This is a genomic window from Jatrophihabitans endophyticus, assembly GCF_900129455.1.
GTDB lineage: Bacteria > Actinomycetota > Actinomycetes > Mycobacteriales > Jatrophihabitantaceae > Jatrophihabitans > Jatrophihabitans endophyticus.
This window is the reverse complement of sequence record NZ_FQVU01000002.1, coordinates 775,829-793,926: the sequence shown is the minus strand read 5'-3', so window position 1 is coordinate 793,926 and position 18,098 is coordinate 775,829. Positions and strand designations below refer to the sequence as shown.

The following is an 18,098-nucleotide window of genomic DNA, read 5'->3' as shown; positions in this document are numbered from 1 at the left end:
CACGAGGGGCCCGGCCGGTCGGCCGGGCCTTTCGTCCTGTACGCCGCACCCGCCCGCTGTTAGGCTGGCGTTAAGCATGGTGGGTGAGTTCGGAACGGTCGGACCCACCGGCCACACTGAGCGCCCCGACCCCTCGAACCCGAAGGCTGTCCATGCGAACGACCCCTGCCCGCGTCGTCGTCGCCGCCGTCGCCGCCCTGCTGGGCGCGACCGCGCTCAGCGCGATCGCCCCGACCGCGAGCGGGGCCGCGCCCTCAGCGGCGTCGTCGGCGTCATCGGGCACGGCGACCCGGTACGCGGTGGTCCGCCCGCTGTGCGCGACGCCGAGCGACCCCAGCGCGATGCGCTGCTTCGCACTCGAGCGGGTGGACGTCGCACGCGGCACGGCCGGGGCCCACGCCTACCGGCCTACCGCCTCCCACGGCCCGAAGGGCGGCTACGCGCCCAAGGCGCTGGCCGGCGCCTACGGCTTCGACCCGAAGGTGAACCGGCGCTCCCTCACGGTGGGCATCGTGCTCTGGCACGACGCGCCGACGGTGTTGCACGACCTCAACCGCTTCGACCACCACTACGGCCTGCCGAGCGAGACCAGCCGGTCCTTCCGCAAGGTCAACGAGCGCGGCAAGGCCTCGCCCCTGCCGAAGCGCGACAAGGACGCCGCCGGCGAGGTCGCCCTCGACACGCAGGCCGTCCGCGCGGTGTGCAACACGTGCCGCATCCTGCTCGTCGAGGCCGACGGCCCGTACGACTCCGATCTCGCGAACGCGGAGAACACCGCGGTGCGCCTCGGCGCCGACATCGTGACCAACTCCTTCGGCGCGCCCGAGCACAAGGTCTCGACCCGCACCCGCAAGGCGTTCGACCACCCCGGGGTCGCCGTCATCGCCTCGACCGGCGACAGCGGGTGGTACGGCTGGGACTGGACGAACTACACGAGCGCCCGCAACGGCCTGGTGGACGGTGACGACGCGGCGTCGTTCCCGTCCTCCTCGCCGACCGTCGTCGCCGTGGGCGGCACGACGCTCCGCCTCGACAGTCGCAACCACCGCACGAGCGAGACGGTGTGGAACGGCAACGGTGCGCACGACGCCACCGGGCACCTGCGCCGTTCGGCCATGGGCGCCTCGGGCGGCGGCTGCAGCAAGTACTACACGGCACCGTCGTGGCAGGCCCACGCGGCCGGCTACGCGAGCGCCGGCTGCAAGGGCCGCCGGCTCGCGACCGACGTCGCGCTGCTCGCCGACCCAATGACCGGCTTCGACGTCTACGACAGCTACGGCTCGAAGGGGTGGGTCACCGTCGGCGGCACGTCGCTGTCCGCGCCGCTGGCCGCCGGGATGTACGCGCTCGCCGGCGGCCCCCGCGGGTCCCGCTACCCGGCGACCGCCCTCTACGGCAATGCCGCCGCGCACGCCTCGACCCGCTACGACGTCAAGGTCGGCGGCAACGGCTTCTGCGGCACCGACACCACGGCCGCGTGCAGCAGCGCCGTCGCCGACTACACGTCCACGTCGCACGCTTACGCGAACGTCGACCGGCGCAACCCCAACAACATCTACGACAACGAGGCCGGGCTGCTGGACTGCAGCTTCGCGCGCGACGGGGAGGCCGTCCCGGCGGCACGGGACCGCGAGTGCAACGCCACGACCGGGTTCGACGGCCCCACCGGTGTCGGGACGCCCCGGGCGACGAAGCTGTTCAAGCGCACCGATCCCGCCGTCGCTATCAAGCACTCGTCACCCGTGCGGGCGAAGAAGTCCCGGTCGTACCGGGCGATCGTGCGCGAACCGCTGCCGCGCACGAAGGTCACCAAGCTCACCTGGAAGTGGGGCGATCGCCGCACCACGACCAGCACCAAGGGCTCGGTGCACCACACCTACAAGAAGAAGGGCACCTACACCGTCACGCTCACGGTGCGCGACTCGCGACACCAGGCATCGGTGGTCACGCAGCGCGTCGTCGTGCGCTGAGCCCGACGGCCCACGCGTCCGCGCGCCGTCACCCCTCGGCGACGGTGCGCCAGAGGCCGAACGCGGCGACGCTGTGCGCGTCGGCCAGCCGACCGTCACGCACCATCGCGGTGACGTCGTGGTCGGAGTGCCAGCGCGCGACCATGTCGGACTCGGTGGCCTCGCGCTCGGGCTCCCCCGCGACGAGATCGGTCGCGAGGAAGACGTCGTAACCCTGCGAGCAGAACCCCACCGCCGCGTGCAGCCGGCCGAGGTGGGTGAGCGAGCCGGCCCGGTGCCCGGTCTCCTCGCGCAGCTCCGCCTCGGCCAGCTCCCGTGGCGTGCCCGACCCGCCGGCGGGCCAGCCGCCCTGCACGAACTCCCACTCCCGTCGCCCGATCGGGTAGCGGTACTGCTCGACGAGCCAGAAGCCGTCGTCCTCCCGGGCGAGCACCAGCACGAAGTCCTGCTTGTCGACGACGGCGTACCGGCCACGACTGCCGTTGGGGAACTCGACCTCGTCCTCGCGCAGCCGCAGCCAGTCGCTGCGGAACACCTCGCGGCTCGAGATCGTCCTGATCACGCTCATGACCGTCAGTCTGACCGACCGACCCCCCGACGCACGAACGCCGCCGCCGGGTCCGAGGACCCGACGGCGGCGTGTGGCCGTGCCGGTGCTTACTTGATCTTGACCGACACCGCCGCGGAGTTCCCGGCGGCGTACAGCGAGTCACCGGAGTAGCTCGCCTGGTACTTGTACGTGCCGGCGTTCTTCGGCGTGTATCCCAGGGTCACCTTGCCGTTGACCAGCTTGCCGGTCGCGACGGTGGCCGGCGCCCCGCCACCGGTCACGCGCTTGAGCGTGACGGTGCCGGTGGGGGCCACCCCGTTGCTCGCCGTCACCGTCACCACGCCGCTGAGCTTCTTGCCGTGCGTGGCGGGGTTCGGGGTCATGGTGAGCCCGACGGTGCTCTTCGTCTTGGCGAAGGACACCAGCTGCGCCTTGTTGCCGACCGCGTTGTGGAAGTGGACCAGCAACGCGCCCTGCGCACCGTCGGCCGCGTAGGCCTTGGCGTCCCGCCGGATCTTGACGAACGTGTTCGGCGAGTCGACGTAGAGCAGCGGGTCGGTGTCGCCGTTGTACGAGCCGTACACGGCGACACCCGGGTTGAGCACGTCCATCGTCTTCGCGCCCACCAGCGTGTTGTCGGAACCGACGTCGCCGACCTGGTCGACCGGACCCGACGACGACCCGGTGAAGGTGAGCACCGAGTAGCTGATCCGCGACTTGGTCGAGCTCAGGCCGGGCAGGTACTGCAGCCCGACCGGGAGCACGAGGGTGTCGCTGTCGAACAGCGCGGCGTCGGTGTCGCCCAGCCGGGCGTCCAGACCCTCGACGTCGAGGGTCTTGCCGGTGTTCAGGTCGACCGTCTGGGCGACGAGGACGTCGGTCTGGTCGGCCCCGCTCGGCAACCGCGTGCTGTAGGTGACGACGTCGGCCTTCCCGTCGCCGGTGCTGTCGATGTAGACCTCGGCGTCCTGGTAGCCCGCCGGCGTGCGCCACGGCCCCTGCATGGAGACCGCGAAGTAGGCGAGGCCGTTGCCCTCGGAGGCCAACGGGTCCTCGTCGTTCGCGATCAGCTGCGGCGCGTTCGAGGTCGTCCCCACGTACTTGAGGTCGGCCCCGAGTTCTTCCGCCGAGTGCACGCAACCCGTGGTCACCGTCGCCGAGCACGTCGGCGCCTTGCCGCTCGTCGCCTGCAGCTCGAAGCCGGCGACCAGCGACTGCACCTTGGTGGCGCCGCTGCCCTGGTTGACGCGGTCACCGGTGAACGGCAGCTCGGCGGTGGCCACCTGCCCGCTCGGCAGCGTCACCGACTTGGCCTGCGTCATCGTCGACGTCGGCCGCGGTGCGGCGTAGACCGGCACCCGCAGCCCCGGGACGTTGCCCGAGGTCGGCGTCAGCGTGACCAGACCACTGGCGTCCGCCACGTACTCGCGCGGCACGCCCGCCTGCTCCCGGCTGACGGTCGGGTCGATCGTCTTGGTCAGCTGGTTGCGGGTGAGCGTCAGCGTCACGGTGACCGTCGAGGTCTCGCCGGCCGCGACGGTGACCGTCGCGGGCGAGACCGAGTACTCGGCGCCCGGGATGATCGTGCGGTCGTCGAAGTCGACGTCGTACGTCGCCGCCGCCGCGCCGGTGTTCTGGACCGTGATCGTCTTCTGCAGCTGGGTGTCCTTCGTGACCTCCAGCGGACCGAACGACGCGCTCACCGTGCCGGTCGGAACCCCGGTGCCGGTGGTGTAGGCGAGCACGGTGTTGTCGAGCGCGGCCTTCGCGTCGATCCGGCCCGCGCCGACCCGGTTGGGGGCGTAGGTGTCGCCGGTGTGGTTGGTGCCGGTGTAGAGGTCCTGGCCGGCGGTGTTCATGATGTCGGCCTTGACCTGCTCGGCCGACCACTCCGGGTGCTGCGAGGTGACCAACCCGGCGAGGCCGGCGGTCATCGGCGTGGCCATCGAGGTACCGCTCTCGTTGACGCCCTCGGTGCCGGTGCCGTCGGCGGCGGAGAACACCGTCGAGCCGACCGCGGTGACGTCGGGTTTGACGCCGTCCTTGCCCCGCACGCCGCGCGACGAGAAGTCCGCGAGGGTCTCGTTGAGCGACTCGTCCTCCTGCTTGGTGCCGTTGGCCGTCGTCGAGCCGATGGTGACGGTCGTGCCGGCCGCGAGCTGGTTGCGGATCGCCGTGGCACCCGACTGCGCGACGAGGACGCCCGGGATCTTGGCGCTGCCGGTTATGCCGGCGGAGAAGCTCTCCGCGTCGCTACCGAAGATGAACCCGGTGGCGCCGGCCGCGGCGAGGTTGCCGCTGCGCGCGACCGACCCGCACTCGGGCGCCGCGTCGTGCCAGTTGACGAAGGCGATCTTGCCGTTGACGGCCGCCGCGTCGGCGGCGTTCAGCGCCTTGCAGCCGGTGAGGTTCGTCGGGTCGGTCAGCCGGGCGACGTCGCCGGCCAGGTCGGGGTCGTTCGCCCAGTCGTAGGCGATCGAGCGCTCGGCCGGGTACTTGGCCGGCGCGGGCGCGGTGACGTTCAGCGAGTCGACGACGGCCGAGGCGTCCTGGCTGGCCGCCACGGTGAGCGCGGACGGCGCGTTGCCCGGCGAGCCGCCGGTGTCGTAGAGGTCGCCGTTGTTGCCCGAGGCGATGGCCATGGTCACGCCGGCGTCGGTGGCCTTCTGGACCAGCACCGTGTCGGCGTCACCGGGCGGCGCGAAGTCCGAGCCCAGCGACAGGTTCGCGACGTCGACGTGGTCGGCCGGGTCGCCGTCGCCGTTCGGGTCGATGGCCGCCTCGATGGCGGCACCGGTGAGGTCGGTGCTGCCCTCGCAGCCGAAGACGCGGAACGCGTACAGCTTGGCCTCGGGCGCCATGCCGGGGCCGATCTTGAAGTTGTCGAAGCTCGTGCCGGTGCCGTACGTGCCGGTGTAGGTGGAGCCGTCGGCGTTGACGCCCTGGCCGGCGGCGGTGCCGGCGACGTGCGAGCCGTGGCCGTTGCAGTCCAACGGGTTGTTGTCCGGCCGCGGGATCGGCTGGTAGGGGAAGGAGCCGTCCGGATCGGCGGTGGGGTCGGCGTTGTAGTCGTCCCCGGCGAAGTCGTAGCCGCCGATGACCTTGTCCGTCGGCAAGACGGTCGGGTTCGCCTGCTGCGCGCTCGAGCCGGCCTGGGCGTAGGCGGCCTGCGTGCCCGGGCCGCCGAAGTCGGTGTGGGTGTAGTCGATGCCGGTGTCGATGATGGCGATCGTGGCGTTCTGGCCACGGTCGCCGTACGTCTGCCACGCCTGCGGCGCGTTCTGGTGCGGCACCGCGTAGGAGTTGGTGGGCTTCTTGGGGGTGATCGGGTAGACGCCCGTCACGCCGTCGATGCCACGCAGCGCACCGTAGTTCTTGACGTCGGTGCGGACCGCGACGCCCGCGACCACGGAGCGCGTGCGGTAGATGACCTTCGAGCCGTCGGGCAGGTCACCGGTGACGCTGCGCTGCACCGTGGCGATCTTCGCGCTCTGCGTCTTCGCGGCGCTCCGGGCGGCGGCCTTGCCCTGCGCCCGCGCGGCCTTGGCGGCCGCGACGGTGGACTTCGCGTCGAGGGTGAGCAGGAAGCCGTACGAGCCCTTCTTCGGCACGCCGGCGGGCAGGCTGCCCAGCGACTTGCCGGCCGTCTTCCCGTGCAGCGAGTGCGACGGTGTCGCGATCCCGGGCGAGGGCTTCTTCGAGGCCGGCGCGGCCCCGGCGGTCGTGGCCGCGGCGAAGGAGGTCGCCACGACGGCTGCGGTCGTCACCGCAACGGCCAAGGGCAGGGATCTCCCGCCCGAACGGATCAAAGCCATGCCATCCCCAGCGACAGGGTTCTACGACCGTCGGATGCGCTCGTGACGCACCGGTCGAACGCCGCACCCGCGGACGTTCCGGTCAGCCTGCCGCGCGGATCGTAACCGGCCTCTCAGCGATCCGTCAGCAGCTCGACACACACAGAATTCATGATCGAACGTCATACGGACCACATATGCGGACGAAAGCCGCGGGCGGGAAAAGCCGTTGCCCCCGTCCCGTAGCGTCATCCGATCGTGGCTGCCGACCAGCGTCCGGACCCCGCATCCCCCACCTCCCACCCCGCCGCCGACCCCGTACTCGCCGCCGAGGGCGAGCATCTGGCGCACGCCCGTCGCTGCCTGCTCGCGATGGTCGACACCGCCGAGCACATCGCCGACTACGGCGTCGACGAGCTCGCCAGCCACGCGCTCGGCGCGCTGCGGGCGCAGCGGCTGACCACCCTCACCGCCGACCCCAACGCCCCCGCGTTCTTCGGCCGGACCGACCGGGAACCCGACGACGGCCGTCGCGGCCCCGAGGTGCTGCACATCGGCCGCCGGCACGTCCGCGACGACGCCGGCGACCCGGTGGTGATCGACTGGCGAGCACCGATCGCGCGCGGCTTCTACCGCGCGACCGCCGACGAGCCGATGGGCGTGCGGCTGCGACGCCGCTTCGGCTTCGCCGACGGCCGGCTGACGTCCTTCGAGGACGAGCAGCTCGACCGCGGCGAGGCGCTCGGGCTGGACTCCGAGCTGCTGCGCGCCGAGATCGAGCGACCCCGCGTGGGGCCGATGCGCGACATCGTGGCCACGATCCAGCCCGACCAGGACGAGCTCGTGCGCGCCGATCTCGACACCTCGCTGTGCGTCCAGGGTGCGCCCGGGACAGGCAAGACGGCGGTCGGCCTGCACCGCGCCGCCTACCTCCTCTACACCTTCCCGGAGCGGTTGCGACGCTCCGGCGTGCTGGTCGTCGGCCCCAACCAGGCCTTCCTGCACTACATCGCGCAGGTGCTGCCCTCGCTCGGCGAGGGCGGGATCACGCAGTCCACGGTCGCCGGGCTGCTCGGGCACCAGGCGCGCGGCGACGAGCCCGTCGCGCTGGCCGTCCTCAAGGGCGACGCCCGGCTGGCCGAGGTGATCCGGCGCGCCGTCGTCTCGCACGCGCGCAAACCCACCGAGGACCTCGTCGCGGTCGTGGGGACGAAGCGCTACCGGGTGTACGCGCACGGGCTGCGCCGCTACGTCGACGACGCCCGCCGAGCGCTGGGGCCGGGCCTGCGGTGGGCCGCCGCCCGCGACCGGCTGCGCATGCAGGCCGCCGAGGACGTCCGCCGGCAGCGCGAGGACGCCGGCGGCGCGCCCACCGACGCCGAGACGGCACGGGTCGCCCGCTCGCAGCCGGTGCGCGAGTGGGTGGACTCGGTCTGGCCCGAGCTGACGGCGCCGGCCCTGCTCGCCCGGCTCTACGACGACCCCGACTTCCTCGCGCGGTGCGCCGGCACGAGCCTGTCCGAGGCCGAGCGCGAGGCGCTGCACCGGCCGGCGCCGCGCTCGCTGCGCACGATCCGTTGGACGCCGGCCGACGTCGTCCTGCTCGACGAGATCGACGCGTTGCTGCGCCCCCAGGACACCTTCGTCCACGCCGTCGTCGACGAGGCGCAGGACCTCTCGGCCATGCAGTGCCGCGCCGTCGCGCGCCGCTGCCCCCTGGGGTCGGTGACCGTGCTCGGCGACCTCGCGCAGGCCACGACGCCGTGGGCCCCCGGGGACTGGGCACGCACCCTGGACCACCTCGGCCACGCCGCTGCGGTGCTGCCGCTGACCGCGGGGTACCGCGTGCCGGGCGAGGTGCTCGCCGTCGCGAACCGGCTGCTGCCCCACATCGCCCCCGGCGTCCCGCCCGCGACCTCGGTACGCCAGGGCGAGGACGCGTTCCGCCTCGTCCCCGGCGGCACCGTCGCGGCCGAGGTGCGCGACTGCCTGGCGGCGCCGGGCTCCGTCGGCGTCATCGTCCCCGACGCGCGGGCGAGCGCCGCGCTTGAGGACCTGCAGGCCGCCGGTGTCGCGGCGCGGCTGCTCGACGACGGACCCGACGACGGACCCGACGATGCCGCCACGCGGGTCACCGTCGTGCCGGCCTCGGCGGCCAAGGGACTCGAGTACGACTCGGTCGTGGTGGCCGAGCCCGCGGCGATCGTCGCCGCCGAACCGTCGCGGCTCGACGGCCTGCGCCGCCTCTACGTCGTCCTGACCCGCGCGGTGTCACGGGTGCGGGTCGTGCACGCCGAACCGCTCCCCGCCGAGCTCACCTGATCCTGCACTCTGCGCTCAGACCGCGGTGTGCACCAGCACCGTGAGGGCGACGAAGACGAAGACGAGGGCGGCCACCGCGAGGCCGCACCCCACGACGACGCCGATGATGCCGAACCTGCGCGCGTCAGCCGAGGCCTTGTGGGCACCGGCCACGTCGCCGCGGAACCAGAGGTCGTCCACCTTGTTGGCGGCGAGGAAGGCCGGGATCGCCAGCGGCCAGAACGTCAGCAGCGCTCCGATCGCCCACCCCACGTTGGTCGACGGCTTGAGGTGCGGCGGCAGCAGGCCGCGGGGCGGCGGCCCGTAGCCGTACGGCGCGACGGGGTACGGCGGCGGCACGGGGTACGACGGCGGCACGGGGTACGACGGCGGCACGGCCGGCGGCGATTCGTGCTTGTCCCAGTCGACCATGCCGTCCTCGCGATTTCGTGCGCGCCGCCGTGTCCTGACCGATCACTCGGCCGGCATCCTGCGTTCGGGAGCCGAGGTGACCGCCGTCACGGATATGGTAGGAACCCCTGTGTAGTCCGCCCGGTACGCCACCCCTGTACCAACGGACCGCACGGGTCAAGGCCCGATCGCACGAGGCGGACGTCCGGAAGACCCCGGCCGCCGTCGCCCAGCCGAGGAGTCGCGAGTGAGTGAACACGTCCATGCCGTGCACCCGGAGCCGGACCTCGTCCAGCTGCTGACACCCGAGGGTCAGCGCGTCGAGCACCCGGACTACCCGCTGGACATCACCGACGACGAGATCGGCTCGCTGTACCGCGACCTCGTGATGGTGCGCCGGATCGACACCGAGGCCATCGCGCTGCAGCGCCAGGGCGAGCTCGGCCTGTGGGCGTCGCTGCTCGGCCAGGAGGCCGCCCAGATCGGCGCCGGGCGCGCGCTGCGAACCCAGGACATGGCCTTCCCGACCTACCGCGAGCACGGCCTGGCCTGGTGCCGTGACGTCGACCCGCTCACGCTGCTGGGGCTCTACCGCGGCACCAACCTCGGCGGCTGGGACCCCAACGAGAACAACTTCAACCTGTACACGATCGTCATCGGTGCGCAGACGCTGCACGCGACCGGCTACGCGATGGGCGTCGTGCGCGACGGCGCGGTCGGCACCGGCGACCCGAACCGCGACACCGCGGTCATCGCGTTCTTCGGCGACGGCGCGTCGAGCCAGGGCGACGTCAACGAGGCCTTCGTCTGGGCGGGCGCGGCCAACCTGCCGGTCGTCTTCTTCTGCCAGAACAACCAGTGGGCGATCAGCGAGCCGGTCGGCGTGCAGAGCCGGGTGCCGCTCTACCGGCGGGCGAGCGGGTTCGGCTTCCCGGGGGTCCGCGTCGACGGCAACGACGTGCTCGCGAGCCTCGCGGTCACCCGCAAGGCGCTCGACGATGCCCGGAGCGCGCAGGGGCCGACGTTCATCGAGGCCTTCACCTACCGGATGAACCCGCACACCACCAACGACGACCCGCGCCGCTACCGGCTCGGCAGCGAGGCCGAGACCTGGAAGCTCAAGGACCCCCTCGAACGCGTCCGCGCCTACCTGAGCCGCGAGGCGGGTTTCGGCGCCGACTTCTTCGACGGCATCGAGGCCGAGGCCAAGGGGCTCGCCGAGCACGTCCGCGCCGGCTGCCGCGCCCTGCCCGACCCGACCCCGGAGTCGGTCTTCGAGCACGTCCACGTCACGATGCCCGACGACCTGCGCGGGCAGCGCGACGACTTCGTCGAGTTCGTCAGCGAGGTGTCGGCATGAGCGCGTCCCGCGGTGGTTCCGACTGGCGACTTCCCACGTCGACTGGCGACCTACCCGCCGACTGGCGACCTGTAGGTCGCCAGTCGGGCGGAAGGTCGCCAGTCGACAGAGCACCCGGCAACGCAGGACGACTTGCGGAGGTGTCGGCATGAGCGAGCCCGCCGCCGAGAAGAAGACGATGGCCAAGGCCCTCAACGACGGCCTGCGCAAGGCGCTCGAGGCCGACCCCAAGGTCGTCGTGATGGGCGAGGACGTCGGCAAGCTCGGCGGCGTCTTCCGCATCACCGACGGGCTGCAGAAGGACTTCGGCGAGGCCCGGGTGATCGACACGCCGCTCGCCGAGTCGGCGATCATCGGCACCGCCGTCGGCCTCGCGATCCGCGGGTACCGCCCGGTGTGCGAGATCCAGTTCGACGGCTTCGTCTTCCCCGGTTTCGACCAGATCGTCAGCCAGGTGGCCAAGTTCCACAACCGCTCGGCCGGCAAGGTCAAGATGCCGATCACGATCCGCATCCCGTCCGGTGGCGGCATCGGCGCCGTCGAGCACCACAGCGAGTCGGTCGAGACGTACTTCGCGCACACGGCCGGGCTGAAGGTCGTCGCGTGCAGCAACCCGTCCGACGCCTACTGGATGATCCAGGAGGCGATCGCCGACGACGACCCGGTGGTCTTCATCGAGCCCAAGCGGCTCTATCACGCCGCGAAGGCCGAGATCGCCGGATCGCCGACACCGCTGTACTCCGCGCGCGTCGTCCGCCCCGGCCGGCAGGTGACCCTGGCCGGCTACGGCCCCACCGTCCCCACCCTGATCGAGGCCGCCGCGGTCGCCGCCGAGGACGGGCTCGACCTCGAGGTCGTCGACCTGCGCTCGGTCTCGCCGCTGGACGTCCCCACGGTCGTCGAGTCGGTGCGGCGGACGGGCCGGCTGATCGTCGTGCACGAGGCGCCGCAGAGCTTCGGCGTCGGCGCGGAGATCGCCGCCAAGGTCACCGAGGAGGCGTTCTACTCGCTCGAGGCGCCAGTGCTGCGCGTCGCGGGTTACGACACGCCCTACCCGCCGAGCCGCCTCGAGCACGAGTGGCTGCCCAACCTCGACCGCGTCCTGGACGCCGTCGACACGATCCTGGAGTACTGACCAGCGTGAGCGAAGCCTGCGGAGCGAACCAATGTCACAGCGCGCCTCGTGCCTCGCGCCGTCGCCCGGAACGAAGTGAGGACGCGGCGTGAGCATCGAGCAGTTCAAGCTGCCGGATCTCGGCGAGGGGCTCACCGAGGGCGACATCCTCAAGTGGCTGGTCGCGGTCGGTGACACCGTCGAGGTCAACGACACCATCGCCGAGGTCGAGACGGTCAAGGCCGCGGTCGAGCTGCCGTCGCCGTTCGCCGGCGTCGTCACCGGGCTGCATGCGGTCGAGGGCGAGACCGTGCCGGTCGGCACCCCGATCATCTCGATCGACACCGGCGGCGTCGGCGACGGGGCAGCGGCGGCAGCGCCGGCCGCGGCCGAGGACCTCGTTCCCGCCGTCCCGACCGCCGCCGACGGCGTGGTCGCCGAGGCCGGCGAGGACAAGCAGCTGACCCTGGTCGGCTACGGCCCGCGGGAGAGCTCGGGCGGGCGACGCCGTCGACGCCGCGCCGAGCCGCCGCCGGTCACCGCCGCCGGCGCGCAGGTGTCGTTCAACCTGCCGCCGGCCACCGCCGAGCACCCCGCCCCCGGCCCGGCGGTGGCCGAGCCCCCGGCGCCCCCGGCGCCCCCGGCGCCCCCGGCGCCCCCGGCGCCCCCGGCGCCCCCGGCGCCGGTCGAGTCGGTCACGTCGCTGCGGCCGCTGGCCAAGCCGCCGGTGCGCAAGCTGGCGAAGGAGCTCGGCGTCGACCTGACCCTCGTCGCCCCGACCGGCCCGCACGGCACGATCTCGCGCGACGACGTCCAGCTCGCCGCGAACGGGTCGTCGTCGACACCGCCGGCACCGGCGGCAGCGGCGTCGGCCGCGCCGGCGCGGGCCGGTCACGGTGCGCGCGAGACCCGGATCCCGGTGAAGGGCGTCCGCAAGCACACCGCCGCGGCCATGGTCGCCTCCGCGTTCACGGCACCGCACGTCACCGAGTTCGTGACCGTCGACGTCTCCGCGACGATGGAGCTGCGCGACCGCGTCGCCGCCCGGCGCGAGTTCCGGGACGTGAAGGTGTCGCCGCTGCTCTTCGTCGCCAAGGCCGTCGTCCTCGCCGCAGCGCGCACGCCCGAGGTCAACGCCACGTGGGACGACGCCGCGGGCGAGATCGTGCTCAAGCACTACGTCAACCTGGGCATCGCGGCTGCGACCGACCGCGGGCTCGTCGTCCCCAACGTCAAGGACGCCGACCGCCTCTCGCTGCGGGAGCTGGCCGAGGCCATCGGCGCCCTCACCGCCACCGCCCGCGCGGGACGCACGTCGCCGGCCGACATGGCCGGCGGCACGTTCACGATCACCAACGTCGGCGTGTTCGGCGTCGACACCGGCACCCCCATCCTCAACCCGGGGGAGGCCGGCATCCTCGCCGTCGGCGCGATCCGCCGGATGCCGTGGGTGGTGGGCAGCGGCGCCGAGGAGCGGATCGAGCCACGGTGGGTCACCCAGCTCGGACTGTCCTTCGACCACCGGCTCGTGGACGGGCAGCAGGGCTCGCAGTTCCTGTCCGACGTCGCCACGATCCTCACCGACCCCGGGCTGGCGCTGCTCTGAGGATCCTGCGGTGAGACCGCGGTGAAGTACCTGGTGACGTTAGCCACTTTCGGGCATCCTGCCGTAATCTATTCCGTTCTTCCTCCGATTGACTTAACAAACGAAGGAGGAAGAGATGACCAACAAGATCAGCCGCCGGGTGGCTCGCCGCCGCCAGCTTCGCGAGTTCAACCGCGCCTTCGACAAGGCGTCGCCGGCCATGCAGCAGGAGCTCGTCGCTGCCGCGGCCCGCAGCGGCTTCTACAGCCGCTGACCCACGCGGGACGGTCCGCGGGATTACCGCGGGCGGCCCGCGGCTTGCATCAGGCGTGGACGCCGTGAGAACAGGCCCGCGGGTGCGGGCGCCGGAACTGGTGGCCGGCGACTGGTTCAACTCAGCCGAGCCACTGACCCTCGCCGGCCTGCGGGGCCGCTTCGTCCTGCTGGACTTCTGGACGTTCTGCTGCGGCAACTGCCTGCACGTGCTGGACGAGCTGCGCCCCTTCGAGCGCCGCTACGCCGAGGTGCTGACCGTGGTCGGCGTGCACTCGCCGAAGTTCCCCCACGAGGCCGACCCGGCCGCGCTCGCGGCCGCCGTCGAGCGCCACGAGGTGCACCACCCCGTCGTCAACGACCCGCGCCTCGCGACGTGGCAGCAGTACGCGGTGCGCGCCTGGCCCACGCTGGTGCTGATCGACCCGGAGGGGTACGTGGTCGCGCAGGCCGCCGGCGAGGGGCAGGTCGAGGCCCTGGGCGCCCTCGTCGACACCCTCGCGCCCGAGCACGAGGCGCGCGGGACGCTGCGGCGCGGCGACGACCCGTACCGCCCGCCGGCACCCGTCCCGGGAACGCTGCGCTTCCCCGCCGATGCGGTGCTGCTGCCCGCGCAGCGCACCGGCCGCGACCGGGACTCGCTGCTCGTCGCCGACGCCGGCCACCACCAGCTGGTCGAGCTCGAGCTCGACGGCACCACCGAGCTGCGCCGCATCGGGACCGGCGAGCGCGGCGCCCCCTTCGCCGAGCCGAACGGGCTCGCCCTGCTGCCCGCGGGGCTCACCGACTACGACGTCCTGGTCGCCGACACCGCCCAGCACGTGCTGCGCGGCGTCCGCCTCGCCGACGGTGCGCTGATCGCGACCCTCGACCTGCCGGCGCTGCTCGCCGACGAGCTCACCGTCACCGGCCCGATCCCGCTCGCGCTCTCGCCGTGGGACGTCGTCTGGTGGCCGGCCGCCGACCGTGCCGTCGTCGCCGCCGCGGGCGTCCACCTGCTGCTGGCCGTCGACCCGGTCGCCGGGACCGCCGAGGTGCTCGCCGGCACCACCGTCGAGGGGCTGCGCGACGGCGCCGCGCTCGACACCTGGCTCGCCCAGCCGTCCGGGCTCGCCGTGGCCGGCGAGCGGGTGTGGTTCGTGGACGCCGAGTCCTCCGCGCTGCGCCATCTCGACACCGACGGCGTCGTCCGGACCGTGGTCGGCGAGGGGCTGTTCGACTTCGGCCACGTGGACGGCCCGGCGGCGAGTGCGCGCTTCCAGCACCCGCTCGGAGTCACCGTGTTGCCCGACGGCTCCCCGGCCGTCCTCGACACCTACAACGGCGCCGTCCGGCGCTACGACCCGGCGACCGACGCCGTCACCACGCTGGCTCGCGACCTCGCCGAGCCGTCGGCCGCCCTGCTCGTCGGCGACACGCTCGTCGTCGTGGAGTCCGCCGGGCACCGCCTCACCGCCACCCCCCTGGGCGACGAGGTCGTCACCGGCGCGGCGCAGCGCACCGAGCGCCCGGCGACCGCCGTGGCAGCCGGCGAGGTCGAGCTCGCCGTGCTCTTCCGGGTACCGCCCGGACGCAAGCTCGACGACCGTTACGGCCCCTCGGTCCGGGTGGCGGTGACCGCGTCGCCACCGGAACTGCTCGTCGACGGTGCCGGCGAGTCCACCGACCTGCGGCGCCGGCTGCGGCTCGCGCCGGGCGCCGGCGTCCTGCACGTCACGGCCCAGGCCGCCTCCTGCGACGACGCGCCGGACGCCGACCATCCCGCGTGCTACCTGGCCCGGCAGGACTGGGGACTGCCCGTCACGGTCGGCGACGACGGCACCGGCCGGCTGGATCTCACCCTGCTGGGCTGACCCCACCCGCCCTGCCCGCTCGGGTGGTCGTTCCGCGGGGCGCCGCAGCGACCACGGCGACGGGCAGGCGATCAGTCGATGCGCATCGCGACGACGGCGACGTCGTCGGAGTGCCGCACGGCCGCGGCGGTCAGCCGTTCGATGAGCTGGCGCGGCGAGGCGTCCAGTGGCAGGGCGGCGGCGAGCCGGCACAGCTCGGCGAGCCCCTCGTCCATGTCCGGCTCCGGGCCGAAGGCGTCGGTGAGGCCGTCGGTGAAGCAGATGAGGGTGCTGCCCCGCTCCAGGGACACGACGGCGTCGGCGGGACGCGTCGAGTCCGCGAGCAGCCGCGAGACGCCGATCATGGGTCCCCGGGCGGCGTCGAGCACGTGCACCACGCCGTCGGGACCGCGCACGATCGCCGGTGGGTGACCCGCGCTGGAGTAGCGCAGCTGCGCACCGCGCTCGTCGAGGCTGAGCGTCGCGTAGACGCAAGTGGCCAGGAAGTCCAGGCCGCCGCCCTCGAGCAGCTCGTCGACCGCGGTGAGCACGGTCTGCGGCTCGCTGCCCGGCCAGCCGTAGGAGCGGACGATGGTGGAGAGCTTGCCCATCCGGGCGGCGGAGTCGAAGTTGTGCCCCATGACGTCGCCGACGACGACGCCGACACCCGCCCCGCCGCGCAGGGCGAAGACGTCGTACCAGTCACCGCCGACCGCGGCCTCGTCGGCGGCGGGGATGTACTCGGCGGCGATGGTGACGCCGTCGAGTCGGGGCAGTCGCGGCAGCAGACTGCGCTGCAGCGTCGCGGCGGCGGCGCGCTCGCGGGCGTAGAGCTGGGTGTTCTCGAGCATCAGCCCGGCGCGCACCGCGAGGTCCTGGACCAGTGCGAGGTCGGTCTCGCCGAACGGGGGTCGCGACTCGTCGGCGACGAGCGCGACGCAGCCGAGGATCCCCGAGCGGGCGAGCAGGGGGACCACGACGATGCTGCGGGTACCGAGCCGGCGCAGCAGTGCGGTGCGCTCGTCGTCGCCCGCCCCCGTCTCCGACGCCGGCGTGTCCTCGTAGTCGCGGATGAGCACGTCGCGGACCTCGCCGCGCAGGACCGGCCAGATGGGGCTGCTGCCGCGCAGCTGGTCGGGCACCACCGCGGTCAGCGACTCGACGAGGTCGGCGACCGCCGGGTCGATGTCGGCCCGCTCGTGCATGACGTACGGCCGCGAGACGTGCCCGGCGTCGTCCAGGGTGTAGAGGGCGCACCAGGTGCCGACCTGCGGGACCAGCGCGTCGGCCAGCAGCTGCAGGATGTGCGTGGGCTGCTGGCTCATCGCCATCCGCGACGTGAAGTCCGCGAGCAGCGCGAGCCGGTCGGCGGCGCGCGCGACCTGCGACAACGCGTCGTCACGCGACTGCTGCGCCTCGACGCGGCCGGTGACGTCGGCCTGCACGCCGACGAAGTGCGTCACCGCACCGTCGCTGTCACGCACGGGCGAGATCGACAGCTCGTTCCAGAAGGGCGTGCCGTCCTTGCGGTAGTTCAGCAACGTCGTGGTGAGCGGACGCTCCTCGCGCAGGCAGTCGCGGATCTGGTCGATGATCTCGCGATCGGTGCCCTCGCCCTGCAGGAAGCGGCAGTTGCGCCCGACCGCCTCGTCGAAGGTGTATCCGGTGGTCTGCGAGAACGCCGGGTTGACCCAGACGAGCGGGTCGTCGGGCTCGTTCGGGTCGGTGATCGTGAACGAGACCCGCGTCGCGAGCACGGCGCGGTCGCGCAGGTCGGCGGCGGACTCCTGCACGCCCGCGACCAGCCGGGCGTTGCGCGCGGGCAGGAACACGACCAGCGCCAGGTTCGCGAGCGCCGCGGGCGCGCCGTCGAGGGGCAGGCCGAGCACCCAGAGCACCTCGCGGGCGTCGGTGGCGGCGGTCGCCCGCATCGCGGTGATCGCCTCGCCGGTCGCCGGCTCGCCCTGCGCCACCCGCAGCAGGGACTCCGCCGGGCTGACGGTCGACTCGGTCGGCCCCTCGGGCAGGTGGCCGCCGGTGACGTCCTCGAGCCCCGCGGCCTGCGACCAGTCGTCCACCGAGATCGGCAGGTCGCGCTCGGGGGCCAGCTGCCGGGCCAGGTCGTTGGCGAAGGTGACCTCGCGCCGCTGCAGGTCGACCACCAGCACGGCGGCACTCGCCTCGTGGACGAGAGGGGGCAGCAGCGTCGCGAGGGCGGCGTCCGCTCCCGTCGCACCACCGTCCGTCGACTGCTCGGTCACCGCGTGATGCTATCGGGAAGGGCACGGGCACCGGGAGCCGAGCACTACCGTCGTGGGCATGGCGCGCGCGACGTGGTTCTTCCCGGTCCCCGACGAGGCGGAGCTCCCCGAACGGCTGCGGGGCCTGTTCGCGAAGGCTCGCGAACAGGTCGGCTTCGTGCCGAACGTGTTCCGCGCCTTCAGCTACCGACCGGAGCGCCTCTCCGCCTGGTTCGGGCACTACAAGCTGCTGCACGAGCCGACACCGGGGCTCGACGCGGCCGACCGCGAGATGATCGCCGTGGTCGTCAGCGCGTGGAACCGGTGCACCTACTGCATCGTGTCCCACGGGCACGCGCTCCGGGTCGCCCTGGGTGGGACGGCCGAGGCGGAGCTGACCGCCGACTACGTCGCGACGAACTGGCGGCACGCCGGGCTCGACGAGCGGCGCGCCGCCATCTGCGGGTACGCGGAGAAGCTCACCGCCCGTCCGCACGAGATGAGCGAGGCCGACCTCGTCGGGTTGCGCGACGTGGGCCTCACCGACCACGAGATCTGGGACGTCGCCGAGATCGCCAGCATGTACAACTTCACCAACCGGATGGCACTGGCCACCGGGCAGCGTCCCAACGAGGAGTACCACCACCTCGACCGCGGCCGGTAGCGAC

The 18,098-nt window shown here is 73.1% G+C and carries 12 protein-coding genes; 8 read left to right on the top strand and 4 right to left on the bottom strand.

Going from position 1 to position 18,098, the window contains the following annotated elements:
• The first annotated feature begins 152 nt into the window (after window positions 1–152).
• Complete coding sequence (locus BUE29_RS08930) at window positions 153–1,970, top strand: PKD domain-containing protein (protein WP_073388771.1); 1,818 nt, start codon at window positions 153–155, stop codon at window positions 1,968–1,970.
• Between the two features lie 28 nt (window positions 1,971–1,998).
• Here the strand turns inward: BUE29_RS08930 and BUE29_RS08925 are convergent, their stop codons facing one another.
• On the bottom strand, window positions 1,999–2,538 hold the full coding sequence (locus tag BUE29_RS08925) for an NUDIX domain-containing protein (RefSeq protein ID WP_073388768.1): 540 nt from the start codon (window positions 2,536–2,538) through the stop codon (window positions 1,999–2,001).
• A gap of 89 nt (window positions 2,539–2,627) precedes the next feature.
• Complete coding sequence (locus tag BUE29_RS08920; RefSeq protein WP_073388765.1) at window positions 2,628–6,287, bottom strand: S8 family serine peptidase; 3,660 nt, start codon at window positions 6,285–6,287, stop codon at window positions 2,628–2,630.
• A gap of 285 nt (window positions 6,288–6,572) precedes the next feature.
• Between BUE29_RS08920 and BUE29_RS08915 the strand changes: the two genes are divergently transcribed.
• Window positions 6,573–8,636, top strand: a complete 2,064-nt coding sequence (locus BUE29_RS08915) for a HelD family protein (RefSeq protein ID WP_073388763.1) — start codon at window positions 6,573–6,575, stop codon at window positions 8,634–8,636.
• Between the two features lie 15 nt (window positions 8,637–8,651).
• On the opposite strand, the gene BUE29_RS08910 is transcribed toward BUE29_RS08915, so the two are convergent.
• Window positions 8,652–9,047, bottom strand: a complete 396-nt coding sequence (locus BUE29_RS08910; RefSeq protein ID WP_073388760.1) for a CD225/dispanin family protein — start codon at window positions 9,045–9,047, stop codon at window positions 8,652–8,654.
• A 226-nt stretch (window positions 9,048–9,273) separates the two neighbouring features.
• Here BUE29_RS08910 and BUE29_RS08905 point away from each other — a divergent pair, with 226 nt between their 5' ends.
• From BUE29_RS08905 to BUE29_RS08890, 5 genes are all read left to right on the top strand, one after another.
• Window positions 9,274–10,386 (top strand): thiamine pyrophosphate-dependent dehydrogenase E1 component subunit alpha, encoded by a 1,113-nt coding sequence (locus tag BUE29_RS08905; RefSeq protein WP_073388757.1) that lies wholly within the window; start codon window positions 9,274–9,276, stop codon window positions 10,384–10,386.
• Window positions 10,387–10,534: 148 nt separating this feature from the next.
• On the top strand, window positions 10,535–11,521 hold the full coding sequence (locus BUE29_RS08900; RefSeq protein WP_073388754.1) for an alpha-ketoacid dehydrogenase subunit beta: 987 nt from the start codon (window positions 10,535–10,537) through the stop codon (window positions 11,519–11,521).
• An 88-nt stretch (window positions 11,522–11,609) separates the two neighbouring features.
• Window positions 11,610–13,106, top strand: coding sequence for a dihydrolipoamide acetyltransferase family protein (locus BUE29_RS08895; RefSeq protein ID WP_073388751.1), 1,497 nt, complete (start codon window positions 11,610–11,612; stop codon window positions 13,104–13,106).
• A gap of 115 nt (window positions 13,107–13,221) precedes the next feature.
• Window positions 13,222–13,359 (top strand): hypothetical protein, encoded by a 138-nt coding sequence (locus BUE29_RS22440; protein ID WP_159440851.1) that lies wholly within the window; start codon window positions 13,222–13,224, stop codon window positions 13,357–13,359.
• 64 nt (window positions 13,360–13,423) lie between these two features.
• Window positions 13,424–15,211, top strand: a complete 1,788-nt coding sequence (locus BUE29_RS08890) for a thioredoxin-like domain-containing protein (protein WP_084180865.1) — start codon at window positions 13,424–13,426, stop codon at window positions 15,209–15,211.
• A gap of 71 nt (window positions 15,212–15,282) precedes the next feature.
• On the opposite strand, the gene BUE29_RS08885 is transcribed toward BUE29_RS08890, so the two are convergent.
• Window positions 15,283–17,451, bottom strand: coding sequence for a SpoIIE family protein phosphatase (locus BUE29_RS08885; protein WP_073388745.1), 2,169 nt, complete (start codon window positions 17,449–17,451; stop codon window positions 15,283–15,285).
• Between the two features lie 58 nt (window positions 17,452–17,509).
• On the opposite strand from BUE29_RS08885, the gene BUE29_RS08880 reads away from it, so the two are divergent.
• The gene (locus tag BUE29_RS08880; RefSeq protein ID WP_073388742.1) at window positions 17,510–18,094 is read left to right on the top strand and encodes a peroxidase-related enzyme; all 585 of its coding nucleotides are present in this window, start codon (window positions 17,510–17,512) and stop codon (window positions 18,092–18,094) included.
• The last annotated feature ends 4 nt before the right edge of the window (window positions 18,095–18,098 follow it).

Bases quoted from the DNA above. Each gene is read 5' to 3' on its own strand.
- BUE29_RS08930 (WP_073388771.1), top strand. From the start codon at position 153: ATGCGAACGACCCCTGCCCGCGTCGTCGTCGCCGCCGTCGCCGCCCTG.
- BUE29_RS08925 (WP_073388768.1), bottom strand. From the start codon at position 2,538: ATGAGCGTGATCAGGACGATCTCGAGCCGCGAGGTGTTCCGCAGCGAC.
- BUE29_RS08910 (WP_073388760.1), bottom strand. From the start codon at position 9,047: ATGGTCGACTGGGACAAGCACGAATCGCCGCCGGCCGTGCCGCCGTCG.
- BUE29_RS08900 (WP_073388754.1), top strand. From the start codon at position 10,535: ATGAGCGAGCCCGCCGCCGAGAAGAAGACGATGGCCAAGGCCCTCAAC.
- BUE29_RS22440 (WP_159440851.1), top strand. From the start codon at position 13,222: ATGACCAACAAGATCAGCCGCCGGGTGGCTCGCCGCCGCCAGCTTCGC.
- BUE29_RS08880 (WP_073388742.1), top strand. From the start codon at position 17,510: ATGGCGCGCGCGACGTGGTTCTTCCCGGTCCCCGACGAGGCGGAGCTC.